General features: G+C 46.0%; 13 protein-coding genes and 1 pseudogene. 4 read left to right on the plus strand and 10 right to left on the minus strand.

The features are described 5' to 3' along the window. Positions 1-7 precede the first annotated feature (7 nt). The 4 genes from DXB83_RS04185 to DXB83_RS04200 all read right to left on the minus strand — a co-directional run bounded on the left by DXB83_RS04185 (position 8) and on the right by DXB83_RS04200 (position 3,143). The gene (locus tag DXB83_RS04185; protein ID WP_118697286.1) at positions 8-745 is read right to left on the minus strand and encodes an ABC transporter permease; all 738 of its coding nucleotides are present in this window, start codon (positions 743-745) and stop codon (positions 8-10) included. A 15-nt stretch (positions 746-760) separates the two neighbouring features. Continuing rightward, positions 761-1,447: an ABC transporter permease gene (locus DXB83_RS04190; protein WP_117510060.1), complete on the minus strand. Its 687-nt coding sequence runs from the start codon at positions 1,445-1,447 to the stop codon at positions 761-763. Beyond that, the gene (locus DXB83_RS04195; protein WP_055267784.1) at positions 1,425-2,363 is read right to left on the minus strand and encodes an ABC transporter ATP-binding protein; all 939 of its coding nucleotides are present in this window, start codon (positions 2,361-2,363) and stop codon (positions 1,425-1,427) included. Before DXB83_RS04195 ends, DXB83_RS04190 begins: the two co-directional genes overlap by 23 nt. A 96-nt stretch (positions 2,364-2,459) precedes the next feature. Then, a complete protein-coding gene (locus tag DXB83_RS04200; protein ID WP_055267786.1) occupies positions 2,460-3,143 on the minus strand; it encodes a response regulator transcription factor in 684 nt (227 codons plus the stop codon). A gap of 259 nt (positions 3,144-3,402) precedes the next feature. Between DXB83_RS04200 and DXB83_RS17345 the strand changes: the two genes are divergently transcribed. Continuing rightward, positions 3,403-3,720, plus strand: a complete 318-nt coding sequence (locus tag DXB83_RS17345) for a helix-turn-helix domain-containing protein (protein WP_242998350.1) — start codon at positions 3,403-3,405, stop codon at positions 3,718-3,720. 71 nt (positions 3,721-3,791) lie between these two features. Here the strand turns inward: DXB83_RS17345 and DXB83_RS04210 are convergent. Continuing rightward, positions 3,792-4,295: pseudogene (locus tag DXB83_RS04210) on the minus strand (DUF6017 domain-containing protein); the annotation flags it as partial. A 273-nt stretch (positions 4,296-4,568) separates the two neighbouring features. Next, complete coding sequence (locus tag DXB83_RS04215; RefSeq protein ID WP_055267788.1) at positions 4,569-5,474, minus strand: AraC family transcriptional regulator; 906 nt, start codon at positions 5,472-5,474, stop codon at positions 4,569-4,571. 201 nt (positions 5,475-5,675) lie between these two features. On the opposite strand from DXB83_RS04215, the gene DXB83_RS04220 reads away from it, so the two are divergent. Both DXB83_RS04220 and DXB83_RS04225 read left to right on the plus strand, forming a co-directional pair. Then, complete coding sequence (locus tag DXB83_RS04220) at positions 5,676-7,463, plus strand: ABC transporter ATP-binding protein (protein WP_055267790.1); 1,788 nt, start codon at positions 5,676-5,678, stop codon at positions 7,461-7,463. An 11-nt stretch (positions 7,464-7,474) separates the two neighbouring features. Further along, the gene (locus DXB83_RS04225) at positions 7,475-9,262 is read left to right on the plus strand and encodes an ABC transporter ATP-binding protein (RefSeq protein ID WP_055267792.1); all 1,788 of its coding nucleotides are present in this window, start codon (positions 7,475-7,477) and stop codon (positions 9,260-9,262) included. 159 nt (positions 9,263-9,421) lie between these two features. Here the strand turns inward: DXB83_RS04225 and aroE are convergent, their stop codons facing one another. From aroE to DXB83_RS04245, 4 genes are all read right to left on the minus strand, one after another. Next, entirely contained in the window at positions 9,422-10,294 is an 873-nt protein-coding gene (aroE, locus tag DXB83_RS04230) for a shikimate dehydrogenase (RefSeq protein ID WP_117510061.1), read from the minus strand. Positions 10,295-10,495: 201 nt separating this feature from the next. Then, a complete protein-coding gene (locus DXB83_RS04235) occupies positions 10,496-11,386 on the minus strand; it encodes a quinate/shikimate dehydrogenase (RefSeq protein WP_334291836.1) in 891 nt (296 codons plus the stop codon). 50 nt (positions 11,387-11,436) lie between these two features. Further along, on the minus strand, positions 11,437-13,458 hold the full coding sequence (locus DXB83_RS04240) for an oxidoreductase (protein ID WP_118697287.1): 2,022 nt from the start codon (positions 13,456-13,458) through the stop codon (positions 11,437-11,439). A gap of 71 nt (positions 13,459-13,529) precedes the next feature. After that, positions 13,530-14,477 (minus strand): LysR family transcriptional regulator, encoded by a 948-nt coding sequence (locus DXB83_RS04245; protein ID WP_118697288.1) that lies wholly within the window; start codon positions 14,475-14,477, stop codon positions 13,530-13,532. Positions 14,478-14,758: 281 nt separating this feature from the next. Between DXB83_RS04245 and DXB83_RS04250 the strand changes: the two genes are divergently transcribed. Further along, a complete protein-coding gene (locus DXB83_RS04250) occupies positions 14,759-15,973 on the plus strand; it encodes an MFS transporter (RefSeq protein ID WP_117510065.1) in 1,215 nt (404 codons plus the stop codon). Positions 15,974-16,075 lie beyond the last annotated feature (102 nt).

Here is a 16,075-nt window from a genome sequence, read left to right on the forward strand (position 1 = left end):
CTCCTTGTTATTTGAGTTCACATTTGCGAAAGCTAATCCATGAAAAGGTTATCAAAGCAACTATCCAAACAACGCCAACTAAAATGGCCCATGGCAAAAAATAGGTCACAGAAAAAACCGCTTCCCGTATCTGATAGGTTGCCAAAAATGCAACAGGAAGATCAAACATCATTCCATACCCAAGATAAAGGCTAAGAACAAAAGTGACTAAAGCGGTAACAGCTATTGCTCTTGCAGAGCTTCTTAACCAAAAAACAATCCAGATTGCAATAAGAAAAGTCGCACTGTTCAAAAGCAGAGAATATAAAATCGCCTTACTGACCTGATAACAAAGGTTGCCTGCTTCGGTAATACCAAAGCGGACACTTTCTCTTATACAACCAGCCACAGGATAAACAAGAGCCATGATATTAAATGTAATTAAGTATGAGATTACTTTAGCAAAGAAAATGGTTTTTCTCGAATGTCCTGCATTGACCTCAAGATCAATCGTCCGACTGGAAAATTCCTGTCCTAAAATCAGAGCTAAAATACTGGATATAATAATCAGGAGAAAGGTTGAATCGTAAACCATTCCATTAAAAATATCTGCGAGGGATGTAGCAGCCCCACCCATAGGCCCCATAGCTTCCGGGACATAAGTATCTGCGGTAAAAAAACCAATCAAAAATATCCCTATTAAACCGCACCAATAAAAGATATTATGTGATAATTGATATTTTTCCATTTTCAGTAAGTTGTTCATTCCCACACCTCCTTGTTATTTCAAATCCGAGCGTCGGAACCACAGATAAGTACCTAAGCATAATGCCAGTACCCATAAAAAATCTGAAAACATGAATTGCCCGCCGGATATGTTGGATTGTTGCAATGCCATAAGCCGAAGCTGGCCCATAGGCAATATTTGTGAGATAAGCTGCACTTGATCTCCATTCATCAAAAAGACCATTAAGAAAAAGAGTACCATCGGCACAGCCATACTCTTTCCTATATCACGGAAAATGAAGGCAAAGAAAAAAGGTAATAGGCACATTGCAAATTGCGAAGCAATCACCATTACAACTATGCCGATGCTTGCCAATGCTCCTTTAGTGACAAACGTACCAATTATGCTATGTAACAACAGTGGAAAAGACAGGATAACCATGCAGGCGATTTGATGAACTACCAGCTTCGCAAATAGTATCTTTCCGCGTCGATGTCCGGCATTGATATATGATTGTAATGTTCTTCTGCCAAAATCATTTCCAACAAACAGGGCAGAAAAGATGATTGTGAGGAAATATAGGATTGGCATATTGTATATCGAAGCAAAGAAAAGGTTGGATGTTTCCCCAACGCTATCCAGTAACAACACACTACTTAAAAGGAGATTAAACAATCCTATCCCCCAAAAATACCAGCTATGGAACAGCTTATAAAATTCAGCTTTTAGGAGATTTGACATTTCCTGTCCCTCCTATTTTGCTTAAAAAGTAATCTTCTAATGTATCACCGGCCACAGAAAGACCTGTAACGAGAATATGTGCATCTGACAAAGCAGCAGCCACTTTTTCCATATCATCGAGATAATCATATAGGCGAATTATGCCATCTGGCATCAGCTTAAAACTATCTGTGTGTAGCGTTTCTTCCAAAACGATCAGAGCTTTTTGTGGATCAGTTGCCTTTATTGCGATATGCCGTTTGCAACGATCATTTAGTTCTCGATCTGATATTTCTTCGATAATTTTGCCTTTGTCTATTAAAATAAACTCTGATGCTGTCTGATACAGTTCCTCTAAGATATGGCTGGATACCAATATCGTCATTCCGTATTCCTTATTCAGGGACTTTAGCAAATTACGAATTTCCACAATTCCAGCAGGATCAAGCCCATTGATCGGTTCATCCAAAATAAGAAATTCTGGTGTATTTAATAGTGCGATTGCAATACCCAATCGCTGTCGCATCCCCAGCGAAAAATTACGGACAGCTTTTTTCCCGGTATCTTTCAGACCTACCATGTCTAAAGTTTTTTGGATAACTGCTTTGTCAGGGATACCACGTTGGATACGCTGTATCTCCATATTTTGATAAGCGGTCATTGTCGGAAAAAGCGCAGGTGTTTCGATCATGCAACCGATCCGCTTTCTCTGTTCCTGCAATTCCTTTTCGACGGTTTTCCCCCACAACGATAAGGTGCCGCTTGTCGGAAACGCTAATCCTGTAACCAATCTCAAAAAGGTGGTCTTTCCTGCTCCATTTTGGCCTATGAAGCCATAAATTTTCCCTTTTTCAATTTTCAAATCAATATGATCTAAGGCAACTGTGTGCCGGTATTCTTTTGTTAAGTCATGTGCTTCCAAAATAACAGAACTCATGTTGTCATCCTCCTTTACATTTTAGTGTAAGGGGAAATCATAAAGAATTTCTTAATTTCTATTTGGAAACCATAAAAAAAGCATAAAGCCAAGAGCTTACCCCTCGGCTTTATGCAAACGGTATCCAATGCCCCACACAGTATCTATAAACTCTTTATCCGGGCAAATGGCTTTCATCTTGTTTCGCAAGTTGCTAATATGGACATTTAAGGTGTTGTCCTCGCTGATATACTCTGTATTCCAAACACTTTGAAACAAATTCGCCTTTGAGAAGATCTTGTCCGGGTATTTCATAAGCAATTCCAGTATAGCAAATTCTTTCGCAGTTAAAGGTAACTCCGCCCCTTGTAGCATAGCTCTGTTGCCGTCTAAATCTAAAACCAAATCATTGCACTTCAAAGATGACGGCGTGCTGTTTTGAAATTGAATCCGGCGTAAGTTGCTTTCAATTCTGGCGAGAACTTCTTCCATATCGAAAGGTTTTGTAATGTAATCATCCGCACCAAGCCGCAACAAATCAATCTTGTTCTGTGTTGTTTCCTTTGCTGAAATTACTATGACAGGAACCGTTGAGAATTTACGAATATCCGCAAGTATAGTATCACCACTCCGATAAGGCAGCATTATATCAAGCAGAATAAGATCAATCTGATGTTCTTGTATGCAGTCTAACACATGAAGCCCATCATACTGACAAAGCACCTCATATCCATTTCCCTGTAAAAAATCAGCCAGCAATTTGCTGATCTCTAAATCATCCTCAACAATCAAAATTTTCATGTTGTTCTATGTTCACCTGCCTTATGTCAGCATTGTACTACACTTTTTATCTCTAATAGATTTAATTATATTTCCTTTCAGGAGAGAATACAAGGCATAAAATATGAATTATTAGATGTTAGAAGAACACATTTCTATTGCTGGGTACACTGGAAATATGAAACCAAAAGCCAGTAAAAGCCCCTCCTGTCTACGCATTTAGGGGGCAAAAAGCCCACGGAAATCAAGGCTTTTCGGCGGTGGTCGATGGGGTGGCAGAATGATTTATCAAATACCCGTCGGAACGGGCTTTGAAATGCGTAGGAAAATCTTTCCGGCGCTGGTTTTCCCGCCGGTTCTGTGGTATGCTGGAATAAGACAAAAAACGACAGGAGTTGACACGATGGCCGAACAGGAAATGTTACTGGACACAGCTACCATCAGGGCCGCCGTCGCCGGTGAGCTATGGGCTAAACAAAAAGTGATCGAACACTACACCCCCATGATCGACGAGTTGGCCGTTGACGAAGATATGAAGCAGCACCTTATTCTGAAACTGTTGGAAGAACTGCCTAACTTCCCAATGGGGCAGGCATAAGAAAAAAGAGCGCCGGACGCAGAGGCTTTGACACCTCCGCGCCCGGCGTTTTGGATAATTGCCGATTATGTCATAGCAAACTCGATGTGAGAGCTGTCCAGCTTCATAAACTTGGATTTCACCAGCTCTGCCGGGTAATCGTCCCCGGCAATACGGATGGTCTTGCGGACGCTGCACACGGTTTCCACCAGCAAGTCCACGATCTCGTCCAGCGTTTCCCGGTCAATGCCCTTGGCGTGCTGGCAAAGGTGTTCGTACTCGATGTTGTCCATGATGATCTCACGATAAATCTCTATGGCGCTCTGTGATTTCGCTCCCGTTCCTTTCCGTTCCGGCGGCTGTGCCGCTTCGTCCTCCGATGGGAAGGGTCGGGAAAGGATAGGAATGGAATCGGTAATTGATACATCCGTAGTTGTTTTTTCTTTACTTGATATATCTTTATTTAATTGCATTGGATTTTCCAATGTCGGGTTTCCCGGTGTCGGATTATCCGATGTTGGATTTTCCAACACCGAGTTTTCCAATCCCGGTGCCGCCTCGTCCGGCTGCTCTGGCCGGGGCTTGGGCTGTTCAAAGGCCCGGTCGCTGCCGGAAGTGAAGTACATAGGCCGTCGCCTCCTTTCTGCGTTTGGGCAAAAAGAAAAGCCGCAGACTTTTTCAAAATCTGCGGCTTAGCCGGGGAACAGAAAAGGGCGCTGTCATGCTTGACAACACCCTGTTTCTGTCTGATTATTCAGTTGTTTTGACCTGCCCCGTTTTCCGCTGCCCTAAAAAACATTGATTTTACTGGTTTTTTTCATGTTTTCTTATGGCAACGCTCTTTTTTGCAGGGTTTTTTCATTTTCAGATTATCCCAGCTTCGCCGGGAGAGACGAGGAAACCGTGGTCTGGTGCTTTTGACGGAATTGCCGCGGGGTGATCTGGTACCGCTTTTTAAAGGTGCGGATCAGATGACTGCAGTCCGCAAAGCCGGTCTCGGCTGCAATATAGTTCAGGTCATAGTCGGTAAAAAGAAGCAGGTTTTCAACCTTGTTCAGGCGGATAAACTCGATATACTGCTTACAGCTCTGCCCGTAATGCTTCAGAAAAAGTTTGGCAAAATAGGAGTAGCTCATGTTGTATTTATGTGCCAGTGCCTCGATATTGATGTTTTCCTGGGAATGGCGGTCGAGATAGACGAGGATATCCTGCATACTCTGTTCCTCACTTTCGGAAATCGATTCGGGATTGAAACAGATTCCCTGGCAGTGCCAGATACGCAGAAGCCGGAGAAACAGTGTGGAAAAGAGAGAATAGATATAGGCATCATAACCGTATTTCTTTTCAAGAGCCTCCCTCTCAAGGGTTACAAAAAAATCATGGAGATTCAGCTCTGAGAGATCTTCCTGCGTAAACAAAAGCGAAGGATAGGTCATCGTGGCGATTTTATGGAAAGCAAAGCTCAGGTTCGGAAGGTAGCTTCCGGTGAGCTGGATGCGGTTCAGGTTGAATTTGATACAGAAATAGCGGAATGGCCGATCCTGGTCTGCGGCAAGTGCGTGGACCGTCTGTGGAGGAAACAGGATGAAAGAGCCCGGTTTTATGTGGTAGACGGAATCGTTGCAGCTCACGAGAAGAGAACCTTCCTGCAGATAAAGAACCTCCGTAAAATAGTGCCAGTGGGATTTGACCGGCATGGAAAAACTGTCGGAGCAGCAGGAAAAGGCTTCAATCGGCGAGTGCAGGATGTCACTGTATTCAAAAAGATTCTTCAACGGAAAAGTCCCCCTTCAGGTAAAAAATATTCAGTATTTTTCTGGGAATATCAGTTTCGGAAAAATAGAAACATTCTATTTTTGTACAGTCGCATTATATCATATCCAAATGAAAATTGATACAATGGCGAAAGCATTTGAAAGAAAATTAATGCTGAATTTGGTAACTCAATTTCCTAAGATAAGGGGGGATATGAAAACATGAAAAGCAACACGAAACAATTCCCGAAAAACAAAATTGCGTGGCTGTGGGAAAACATGGAGGGAAAACGGGCGCTGTACTTTGTCGGTATTCTCGGAACCGTTTTGTACAATATTCTGCAGCTTACGATTCCCTATTTTTCGGGAAAAATTGTGGATCTGTTTTTAACGGGGGAGAACGCGGCGACAAATCTTCAGGTACACCGTGACCTGCTTTACCGCTTGCTGTTTGCGATGGTCGGCTTTACGTTCCTGCGTGTTATCGTTGTTTATGGCAGCTGTATGATCTATGAGACGGTGTCGCAGAGTGTTCTGTACCGGGTGCGGAATTATCTGTACGACAAGCTTCAGCGTCAGGATATGACGTTTTACAGTACCTATCGGACAGGAGATCTGATGACACGGCAGACAGGAGACCTGGATGCGGTGCGTCACATGGTTGCATGGGTTGTACGAATGGTGGTTGAGTCATTTTCTCTGTTTGCTGCAGCGGCCGTTTTCTTCCTGTATACGAACTGGAAGCTGGCACTGTGCGTTCTTGTGATTTCACCGTTTGTATTCTGGATTATCTATCTGTTCCGGAACCGCGTTGCCCCGATGCATGCGGCGCTGCGTGAAAAACTGGCACAGATGAATACATGCGCACAGGAGAATATTTCCGGAAACCGCGTTGTCAAAGCGTTTGCAAGAGAAGATTACGAAATCGAGAAATTCGACCGTGCCAATACCGACTATGCGGAGACGAATAAGGCAACCGGAATGGTATGGCTGAAATTTTTCCCGATTGTCGAGAGTATTGCGAACCTGATGCCGGTTGTCCTGCTCGCAGTCGGCGGTGTTTTTATGATCAGAGGACAGCTTACTATGGGAGACTATGTGGCATTTTCAGGCCTCATCTGGGCAATCGCCAATCCGATGCGTCAGATGGGAAATATCATGAACGAATTTCAGCGGTTCTCAGCAGCGTCGAAAAAGGTCATGGAGCTGTATTACTCCGAACCGAAAATCAGGGACGAAGAAAATGCCGTTTCCCATCCGGAGCGGTTTGAAGGCAAAATCGAGTTTGATAACGTTTCCTTCCAATACGAGGATGGTGATTTGCCGGTTCTGCACAATATTTCCTTCACGGCCCATCCGAACGAGACGGTTGCGATCATGGGCGAGACCGGCTGCGGCAAGACATCGCTGATCAATCTGATCCCGCGGTTTTATGAGCCGACAGAAGGACAGATCCGGATTGACGGAATTCCTGTAGAACAGCTGAAGCTGTATGATCTCCGAAAACAGATCGGACTTGCCACGCAGGATGTTCTGCTGTATTCTGACACGATCGAGGGAAACATTGCCTACGGCGATGATTCGATCAAGATGAACGAGGTTGTCAAGTTTGCAAGGTATTCCGCTGCGGCAGATTTCATTTCAAAGATGCCGGAGGGCTACGATACCCTGGTCGGAGAGCGCGGTGTTGGTCTTTCCGGAGGCCAGAAGCAGAGAATTTCTCTGGCAAGAGCACTGGCGATCCGTCCATCGGTTCTGATTCTTGACGATACAACATCGGCGGTTGATATGGAAACAGAGAAACAGATTCAGCAGTCCTTACGGGAGCTTGATTTTCCATGTACCAAGATTGTGATTGCACAGCGAATTTCGACAACGAAAACAGCGGACAAGATTATTGTTCTGCAAAATGGCTATATTGAAGAAATGGGAACACATGAGGAACTGATGGAGAAGAAGGGTTACTATTATGAACTGGTGAAGCTGCAGACCGGTGTGGATGAACTGTAGGAGGGGAAGCAATGGCAAAAAATACATACAAGCAGGATGAAGTGCTCGAAGAGCCGTTTGACATCAAGCATCTGCTCAGAGCTTCATCCTATATCAAAAAATATGCAAAACGGATGGTTTTTGCGATCCTTTTGAGTGGCATCGGCGGTGCGTCCGGCTATGTGGCGCCGATGATTATCCAGCGGGCGCTGGACCTTGCAATTCCGGAGAAAAACGAGAGGCTTTTATTTTCTCTTGTGGGAATGCTGGTCGGCATCTATCTGGTGAGCGTGATCTTCACAACAATCCGAAGCCGCATTATGGTGGATGTCAGTCAGAGTATCATCTATGATATCCGAAAAGATTTGTTTGCACATCTGCAGGAGCTGCCGTTCCAGTATTACGATGACCGCCCGCACGGCAAGATCCTGATTCGGGTTGTCAACTACGTCAACTCGGTATCGGATATGCTGTCAAATGGTCTGATCAACATCGTTCTGGAGAGCTTCAACCTTCTGTTTATCGTGATTTTCATGTTTCTGGTTGATGTGCAGATGGCATTTGTCGTGCTCTGCGGCGTGCCGGTGCTGTGCGTTTTCATGGTCTGGATCAAGAATAAACAGAGACGTGCATGGCAGGCAGTTTCGAACAAGAACTCAAACCTGAATGCCTATCTGCAGGAGAATATTGTCGGAGCCCGCATTACGCAGATCTTTGCACGAGAGGATGAGAATGCGGAGATTTTCAAAGATCTTTCCAAGGATTGCCGCAGAACATGGAATACAGCAGTTCGCTATTCCAACCTGGTATGGCCGGGTATCGATTCAATTTCCGTCTGCGTGCGTGCTGCCATTTTTCTGTCCGGTCTGATCCTTTTCGGGCAGGGAAATAAGTCGGTTGGTACGATTGTAGCGATTTCGAGCTATGCATCGTATTTCTGGCAGCCGATCATGAACCTTGGAAACATCTTCAATAACTTTATCAACAACATTGCGTATCTGGAACGTATCTTTGAGACGATGGATGAGCCGGTGACGGTAAAGGATGCAAAAGATGCCGTTGAAATGCCAAAAATCCGCGGTGAGGTGACCTTCGATCACGTAAATTTCTCGTACGATGCGTCAAAACAGATCTTAAACGATGTTTCGTTTACGGTAAAACCGGGTGAGAGTGTGGCGCTTGTCGGACCGACCGGAGCCGGAAAGAGTACGATTGTCAATCTGATTTCACGGTTTTACAATGTCAATGGCGGTCGCGTCCTGATTGATGGACAGGATATCTCGCAGGTGACCATTCATTCCCTGCGTGAGCAGATGGGTATTATGATGCAGGACAGCTTTATTTTCTCGGGAGATATTGAGGATAATATCCGTTACGGAAAGCTTGACGCAACACATGAGGAGATTGTGAAGGCGAGCAGAACTGTCTGTGCGGACGAGTTTATCAGCAAAATGCCGGATCGCTATCAGACGGAGGTAAGGGAGCGTGGTTCCATGCTGAGCCAGGGACAAAAGCAGCTCATTTCGTTTGCGCGTACCCTGCTTTCCGATCCGGCCATTCTGATTCTCGATGAGGCGACCTCAAGCATTGACGTACAGACCGAAAAAGCACTGCAGACGGGACTCAATGCCATGCTGAAGGGCAGAACCTCATTTATCATTGCGCATCGTCTGTCTACGATCCGCAACTGCGATAAGATTATGTATATCGATAACGGCGGTATTATGGAGAGCGGAACACATGATGAGCTGATGGCAAAGAAAGGCCATTATTATAAACTGTATACAGCACAGCTTGATGAAGTACAGAAAGCGGGCTGATCAAAAAAAGATCAAAAAAAAGATTATAAAAAAGGCTTCTGCCAGCGGATAAAAATCCGTGGCAGAAGCCTTTTGCCGTTTCTTGTTCGTGTCGCTTTTTGCGCGTGTCGCCGAAGCGACCCGCCGCAGGCGGAAAATTCGGCAAAGCAGGAGTTCTTCTTATTTTCCGGAGAAGTATTTCTCTTTGATGATCTCAACCGGCATATCCTCGCCAGTCCACAGTTTGAAGGAAGCAGCTCCCTGGTATAACAGCATGTACATACCGTTTCCGGTCTTGCATCCAGCCTCTTTTGCCTCACGCAGCAGGCGGGTTTCCTGCGGATTGTAGATCACATCGAAAACGAAGAGGTCTTTGTGGAACATCGTTGTGTCGGTGATGATGGTGTTCTCGGTTTTTGGAGCCATTCCGACGGAAGTTCCATTGACAAGAATGGCGCTGTCTGCGATGGATGCGCGAAGGACTTCCGGATCGGAGAAGTCGTGCAGGGTAACCCTGCAGGAAGTACGCTCATTGAGTTTTGCAACGATTTCCTCGGCTCTTCCGAAGAAATTGTCTCTGACGTTGAATACATTGATCTCAGCCACGCCGTCGAGGGCTGCCTGTACCAGGATTGCAGTAGCAGCGCCGCCGGCACCGAGCAGAGTCATCTTTTTGCCGATGATGTCTACGCCGTTTTCTGCAACTGCTCTCATGAAGCCGACACCGTCGGTGGTGTAAGCGGTGAGAACGCCGTTGTCGTTGACGATGGTATTACATGCGCCGGAGATCTCCGAAGCAGGAGAAACCTTGTCTGCCAATTTGCACATGATATTTTTGCCAGGCATGGTGATGTTCCAGCCTCTTGCACCCATGGTGCGGAGTCCTTCGACTGCCTGCGGCATTTTGTCTTCCGGTACATCAAAGGCAAGGTAGCTATAATCAAGGCCGAGCTGGTCGCATGCTTCGTTGTGCATTTCCGGAGAAACACTGTGTGCAACCGGGCTTCCGAGTAAACATAATAATCCGGTGTGTCCTGTGATGTGTTTTGACATAATTTGAAATCCTCTCTCTCCTCGTATTTCCGCATGATGATAAATCGTGCTGTAGCACTTTAAACTGCTACTATATGAAGTGAATTATACTCCAGATGCCGAAAGAAAGCAAGAAAAAAAGAGGAAATGACGCAAAGTTCATTTCCTCTTTTCGTGTTGGTTTTTGATTAAGGTTTAAGATGGAAAAGATTCGCCCGGAAATCAGATTCCAAGTTTCTCTTTCATGTAGTCAACCGGAGTATCTTTTCCGGTGTACAGCTTGATTGCGATGAGTGCCTGGAACAGCATCATTCCCATGCCGTTGAATACTTTCTCACATCCTGCTTCTTTTGCCTGTTTCATCATAACGGTTTCGCGCGGAGCGTAAACGGTATCCGTTACGATGAGATCTTTTTTAAAGAAGGAAGGATCAGGAATGTTGGAAAGGTCTTCGAGTGGATGCATTCCTACGCCGGTAGCATCGCAGAACAGGTCAGCTGCGTGCATTTTTTCTTTCAGGAGGTCTTTGTCTGCCAGATCGTTCATGGTAGCCTTGCAGTTGGTGTTCTTATTGATCAGATCAACAATTTCCTCTCCACGGCTGTAGAATTTGTCTTTGATGTTGAAGATTTCAATTTCTGCAACTCCATCCAGAGCACCGCGCACTGCAATTGCAGTAGCAGCACCGCCGGTTCCGATCAGGACCATCTTCATTCCCTTGAAATCGATGCCTTCTTCGGTCAGTGCCTGCCAGTATCCCATACCATCGGTGTTGTAGCCTTTCAGTTTGCCGGTTACCTGACCGTTTTCGTCGCGGAGGTTGACTACGGTGTTGATAGCGCCGCATAACTTAGCTGCTTCATCTACCTCGTCCAGATATTTGTGGACAACAGTTTTGTTTGGCATGGAAATATTGGAACCGAGCATTTTCAGCGCGCGGATACTCTGCACAGCATCTTTTAAAGAATCGTTATCAACTTCGAAAGCAAGCTGAATGACGTCATCTCCGTTTTTGTCGTATGCAAGGTTGTGGGTTGTCGGAGACTGGGTGTGACGGATCGGGTAAGCCATTAATCCAACTAATTCGGTATGTCCTGTAATATTTGGCATGATATTTTCCTCTTTTCTGTTTTTTTATATTGTGTAAGAAAGTGATTCAGTGATTACTCAAGCGGCTCCAGATGCAGGTAGCCCTGGGACTCCAGTACATTCAGGATCGCGCGGCCTTCCATGGTACCTTCCATGATGCGGCGTGCACGTACGGAATCGCCGATGGTGTATACATAAGTATTGGTATCAGCGAATGCTTCCTGGATCTCCGGCAGAATCGGGTTATTGGAGCGCATTCCAAGACAGTTGAATCCGTAATCGAAGGTGAGATCCTGGATGGTTCCGTCCGGAAGTTTTACGGTGAATGCGTTTTCTTTTACTTCCTGAAGAGCAGTATTGACATATTCTTTTACACCGTATTTGTCGTGTGTCTCACGCATGGAGCATTTGGTGATCGGGTCTGCAAGCATACCGATCTGCGGCAGCATATCGATGATGGTACACTCGGCGCCTCTCGGTGCAAAGTATTCAATAACGTCAAGTCCTACGGAACCGCCGCCGACTACAACGACTTTCTTGCCCTGACAGGCTTCTTCCGGATATTTTCCGGCGTTTACATTGTTGATCATACCAAAGATGGTATTTACGTTTCCGGCATCGATGTTCTCTTTCAGGCCTTTGATCGGCGGAACAAGCGGAACGGAACCGGTGGAGTTTACAATGATGTCCGGTTTGAACTGTTTGATCTTATCCACCGTAGCTTCGGTGTTGAGGAAAATATACAGGTTTTTCAGTCTGGCGGCTCTTGCCTCAAGGTATTTCGGGAAGTCTTTCATACGGCTCTTGCTTGGAAGATCAGAGATGAAAGTGGAAAGACCGCCGATGTGGTCGTTTTTCTCGAGTACGAAAACGTTGCATCCGACTTCTGCAGCGGTGCAGGCTGCTTCCATACCGGCAGTACCGGCGCCGACAACAACAACGTTACAGTTTTTGTTCACTTTCAGTGCTTTGTAAACATCGCCTTCCGGAACAGCCGGGTTTACGGTACAGCGGATCGGGCGGTTGACACCGATACGATTTCCGGCACATCCGACGTTACAGGAGATGCATTTTCGAAGGATATCTTCCTCGCCGTTTTCCACCTTCTTTACCCAGTTCGGCTCAGCGATCAGGCCGCGTCCCATGCCGACGATATCAACATCGCCGCTTTCCAGAACTTTTTCAACGACCTTCGGATCACGGTAGTTACCAGCGTTGATGACCGGTTTTTTGAATTTGTCTTTTACGGCTCTTGCCATGTAGGAACGCCATCCATCCGGCAGGAAGTTGGAATCGATCTGATACTGCAGGGATGGGTTGAGACCGCAGGATACGTCGTACATATCTACGAACTCATCCAGGTACTCCAGGTATTCCAGGGTATCTTCCAGTGTGTTTCCGCCCGGAACACGCTCCTCGGCAGAGATACGAACGATGATCGGGAACCACGGTCCGACGTTTTTACGTACTTCTTCGAGGACCATACGCGGGAAGCGCAGGCGGTTTTCTACAGAACCACCGAATTCATCGGTTCTTTTATTGTAATACGGGGAGATAAACTGGCTCATCAGGTAGGAGTGGCCGCAGTGGATTTCAATGGCATCAAAGCCGATGGCCTGCACACGTTTTGCAGCTTCGCCGTATTTTTTCACGGTTGTCATGATTTCTTCTTTTGTCATCGGGCGAGGGGTTTCTCCGCCGGCTTTTGTCGGGATGTTGGAAGAAGAAACGGTTTCCATACCGGTTCTTGCGGAAGATGCGGAAGCTCCGGCGTGGTTGATCTGGATCGCTACGGTAGCACCGTTTTTATGAAGGTTTTCGACTAACTGATAGTAGCGCGGCATAAAGCTGTCGTGGTCGATACGGATCTGGCTGGTTCCGTTGGAACCGACCGGGTACTCGATGTTGGCGTTCTCCAGAATAATAAGACCAACGCCGCCTTTTGCGCGGAGAGAGTAGTAGTTCATATGACGGTTACTCATTTCACCGCTTGTCTCACCGTAGTTGGTTCCCATCGGGGTCATTGCAATACGGTTTTTAATCGTTGTTCGTTTGATGGTAATTGGCTCGAAAATTTTTGGGTAAGCACTCTTCATGAAAATTTCTCCTTATTCATTACATGAGCGGTAATCCTCTGTTTGTGACAAATCCATCATAACGCTTTCGACTAAAAATTAACAATATCTTTCAGATAAACTTTTGATACGTTTTCGCTATCGTTTCTGGACTCTTCGATAATGTCAGCGTGCTGTTTCATGTATTCGGTAAACCGTTCGACAGCCGGAAGCCGGTAGCGGTTCTTCATCCAGAACATAAAAGTCTGATGATAAATCTCGAGACCTTTCAGTGTGTGGATGCGGATACCGTCTGCCTGTTCCAGAATATCGGTTCGCGGCATGAGCGCGATGCCGAAGTTTTCGCGTACCAGTGCCGCAATCGAATATTCATCCGGGCATTCCATGATAATATTCGGATGAAGCTGATATTTGCGGTAGAGATGACCGGTGTAGGCCCCCATCCAGGATGCGCGGTCGTAGCCGATCACCGGATAACGGGTAAGCTTTACAAGCGGAACCTCCGGTTCATCGGCAATCGGATGCTGTTCCGGGGACACGATGACAAGCGGCTGCTGGATCAACGGAAAAAACTCCATGTCGTCGCGCTTTAAAAAGCCGCCAAACCCAAGATCGAGTTCGCCGGATTTCACCTTCTGTGCAATGGCCGGGGTATGGTTCTGCCAGAAGCTAAATGCAACATTTTTGTTTTCTTCTTGGTCCAGAAAGGTACGGACGTTGTGCGGAATATAATGTCCGGCAAGTGGAAAAATATAACCGATATTGATTTTGCCGCCACCGGAGGCGAGCTCTTTCATCTTGCCTGCCGCAATGTCACAGTCGCCCGCGATCCGGTCTGCATGCTCCAGGAAAAGACGGCCGGCATTGGTAAGGACAACACCGCGCCCTTTCTTTTCAAACAGCGTGATTCCAAGCTCGCTTTCAAGGGCGGCCATCGAACGGCTCAGGGATGGCTGGGAAATATAAAGCTCCTCTGCCGCCTGGTGATAATTTTCCAGCCGGGCGACCTTTCGGAAATAGAGAATCTGATTCAGTGTCATGTGGTTTTTCCTCCTGAAAAAATGGTTCCGTAAGAAAGTCTTTGCTTCCTCTTATTATGATAACTCAAGTATACCATATCAATGCATTCAATGCATTGATTTTTTCCTTTAAAAGCATTAGACCGCACACACTTTCACTGTTAAAATAAAGGCAAATGTTATTTTTTTAACATTCACGAAACTGGTAATCTGTTGTTTGTGACAAAACAAAATGATGAACCGAACAGAGGAAAAAGACAATTTGACCTCAACACATGATCTATTTAAAAAGGAGAGAAACCATGAACAAGAAATACCTGCCAAGTGCATTAATTTTGTACTTGAACTACTTTATCCACGGTGTTGGATGCTCTATTCTGGGCCAGGCAGTCATCAAAGAGGCTCTGGCAGCAGCATGGGGAGTGGAAGCAATGGCAATTACCGCAATTTCCGCAGCACTCGGTCTTGGCCGTCTGATCGCACTGCCATTTGCAGGTCCTCTGTCCGACAAGCTCGGACGTCGCATTTCCACCGCAATCGGAAGTGCTTCTTATGCAATTTATCTGATCGGCCTTGCCCTTGCATTTCATGCAGGAACACACGGTGGTTATACCATCGCTTACGTATGCGCCATTATCGGCGGTATCGCAAACTCCTTTCTGGATACCGGTATTTACCCGGCAGTATCCGAGATTATTTACAAAGCTCCTGGCGTTGCTACCATGGGAATCAAATTCTTCATCGCAATTGCTCAGATGCTGCTTCCATTTGTTCTTGGTGTAGCTGTTACTTCTACAGCAGCAGGCCTTACCTCCTACAATCCGTTATTCTACGGATGCGGAATCGCTTATATCGTACTTTTTGTACTGGTATTCCTGTTCCCGCTGCCAGACGCTGACCAGAAAGCATCCGGCAAAAAAGAGGGCCTGATCGACAGTCTGAAACATACACATTTCTCCTTCGAATCCATCGCCATGATCCTGATCGGATTCACCTGCACCGGTACATTCCAGCTGTGGCTGAACTGTGCACAGAACTTTGCAAAAGAGAATGTAGGCTGGGCTGATCCGTCCATCATGCAGACCTATTATTCTGCAGGAACCATGCTGGCACTGATCGTAACAGCGTTCCTGACCAGAAAAATCAAAGATGTTCGTTTCATCGTTGTTTACCCGGCCATTTGCCTTGTAACTATGATTGCTGTCCTGATGGGACAGAGCAAACCGCTGATGATTGCCGGTGCTTTCATTATCGGATGGGCAGGCGCAGGCGGACTGCTTCAGATCGCAACTTCCGTTTGCAATATGCTGTTCCCGAAAATCAAAGGAACCGTAACCGCATTGGTTATGATTGCATCTTCTCTTTGCAACTACACCATCCTGACCGCAGCATCTAAAATGCAGCCGTCCGGCGTTATGACCATGAACATCGTTCTGACCGCAGTTGGTGTTGCGCTTGGACTGTTTGTAAACATTCGCTATAAAAAAATGGTTGAACTTGCACAGCAGGACAACTAAAATGAGGTTAAGGATTGCGGGAGTACGAAGTACCAGGGAATCCGGGCGTGAAAAAGAAAAGCCTGCAAAAGAAAAGTTAGGGTTAATATTGAAGAAAGAAGG

Source organism: Blautia sp. OM06-15AC (assembly GCF_003481425.1).
Classification (GTDB): Bacteria; Bacillota; Clostridia; order Lachnospirales; family Lachnospiraceae; genus Fusicatenibacter; species Fusicatenibacter saccharivorans.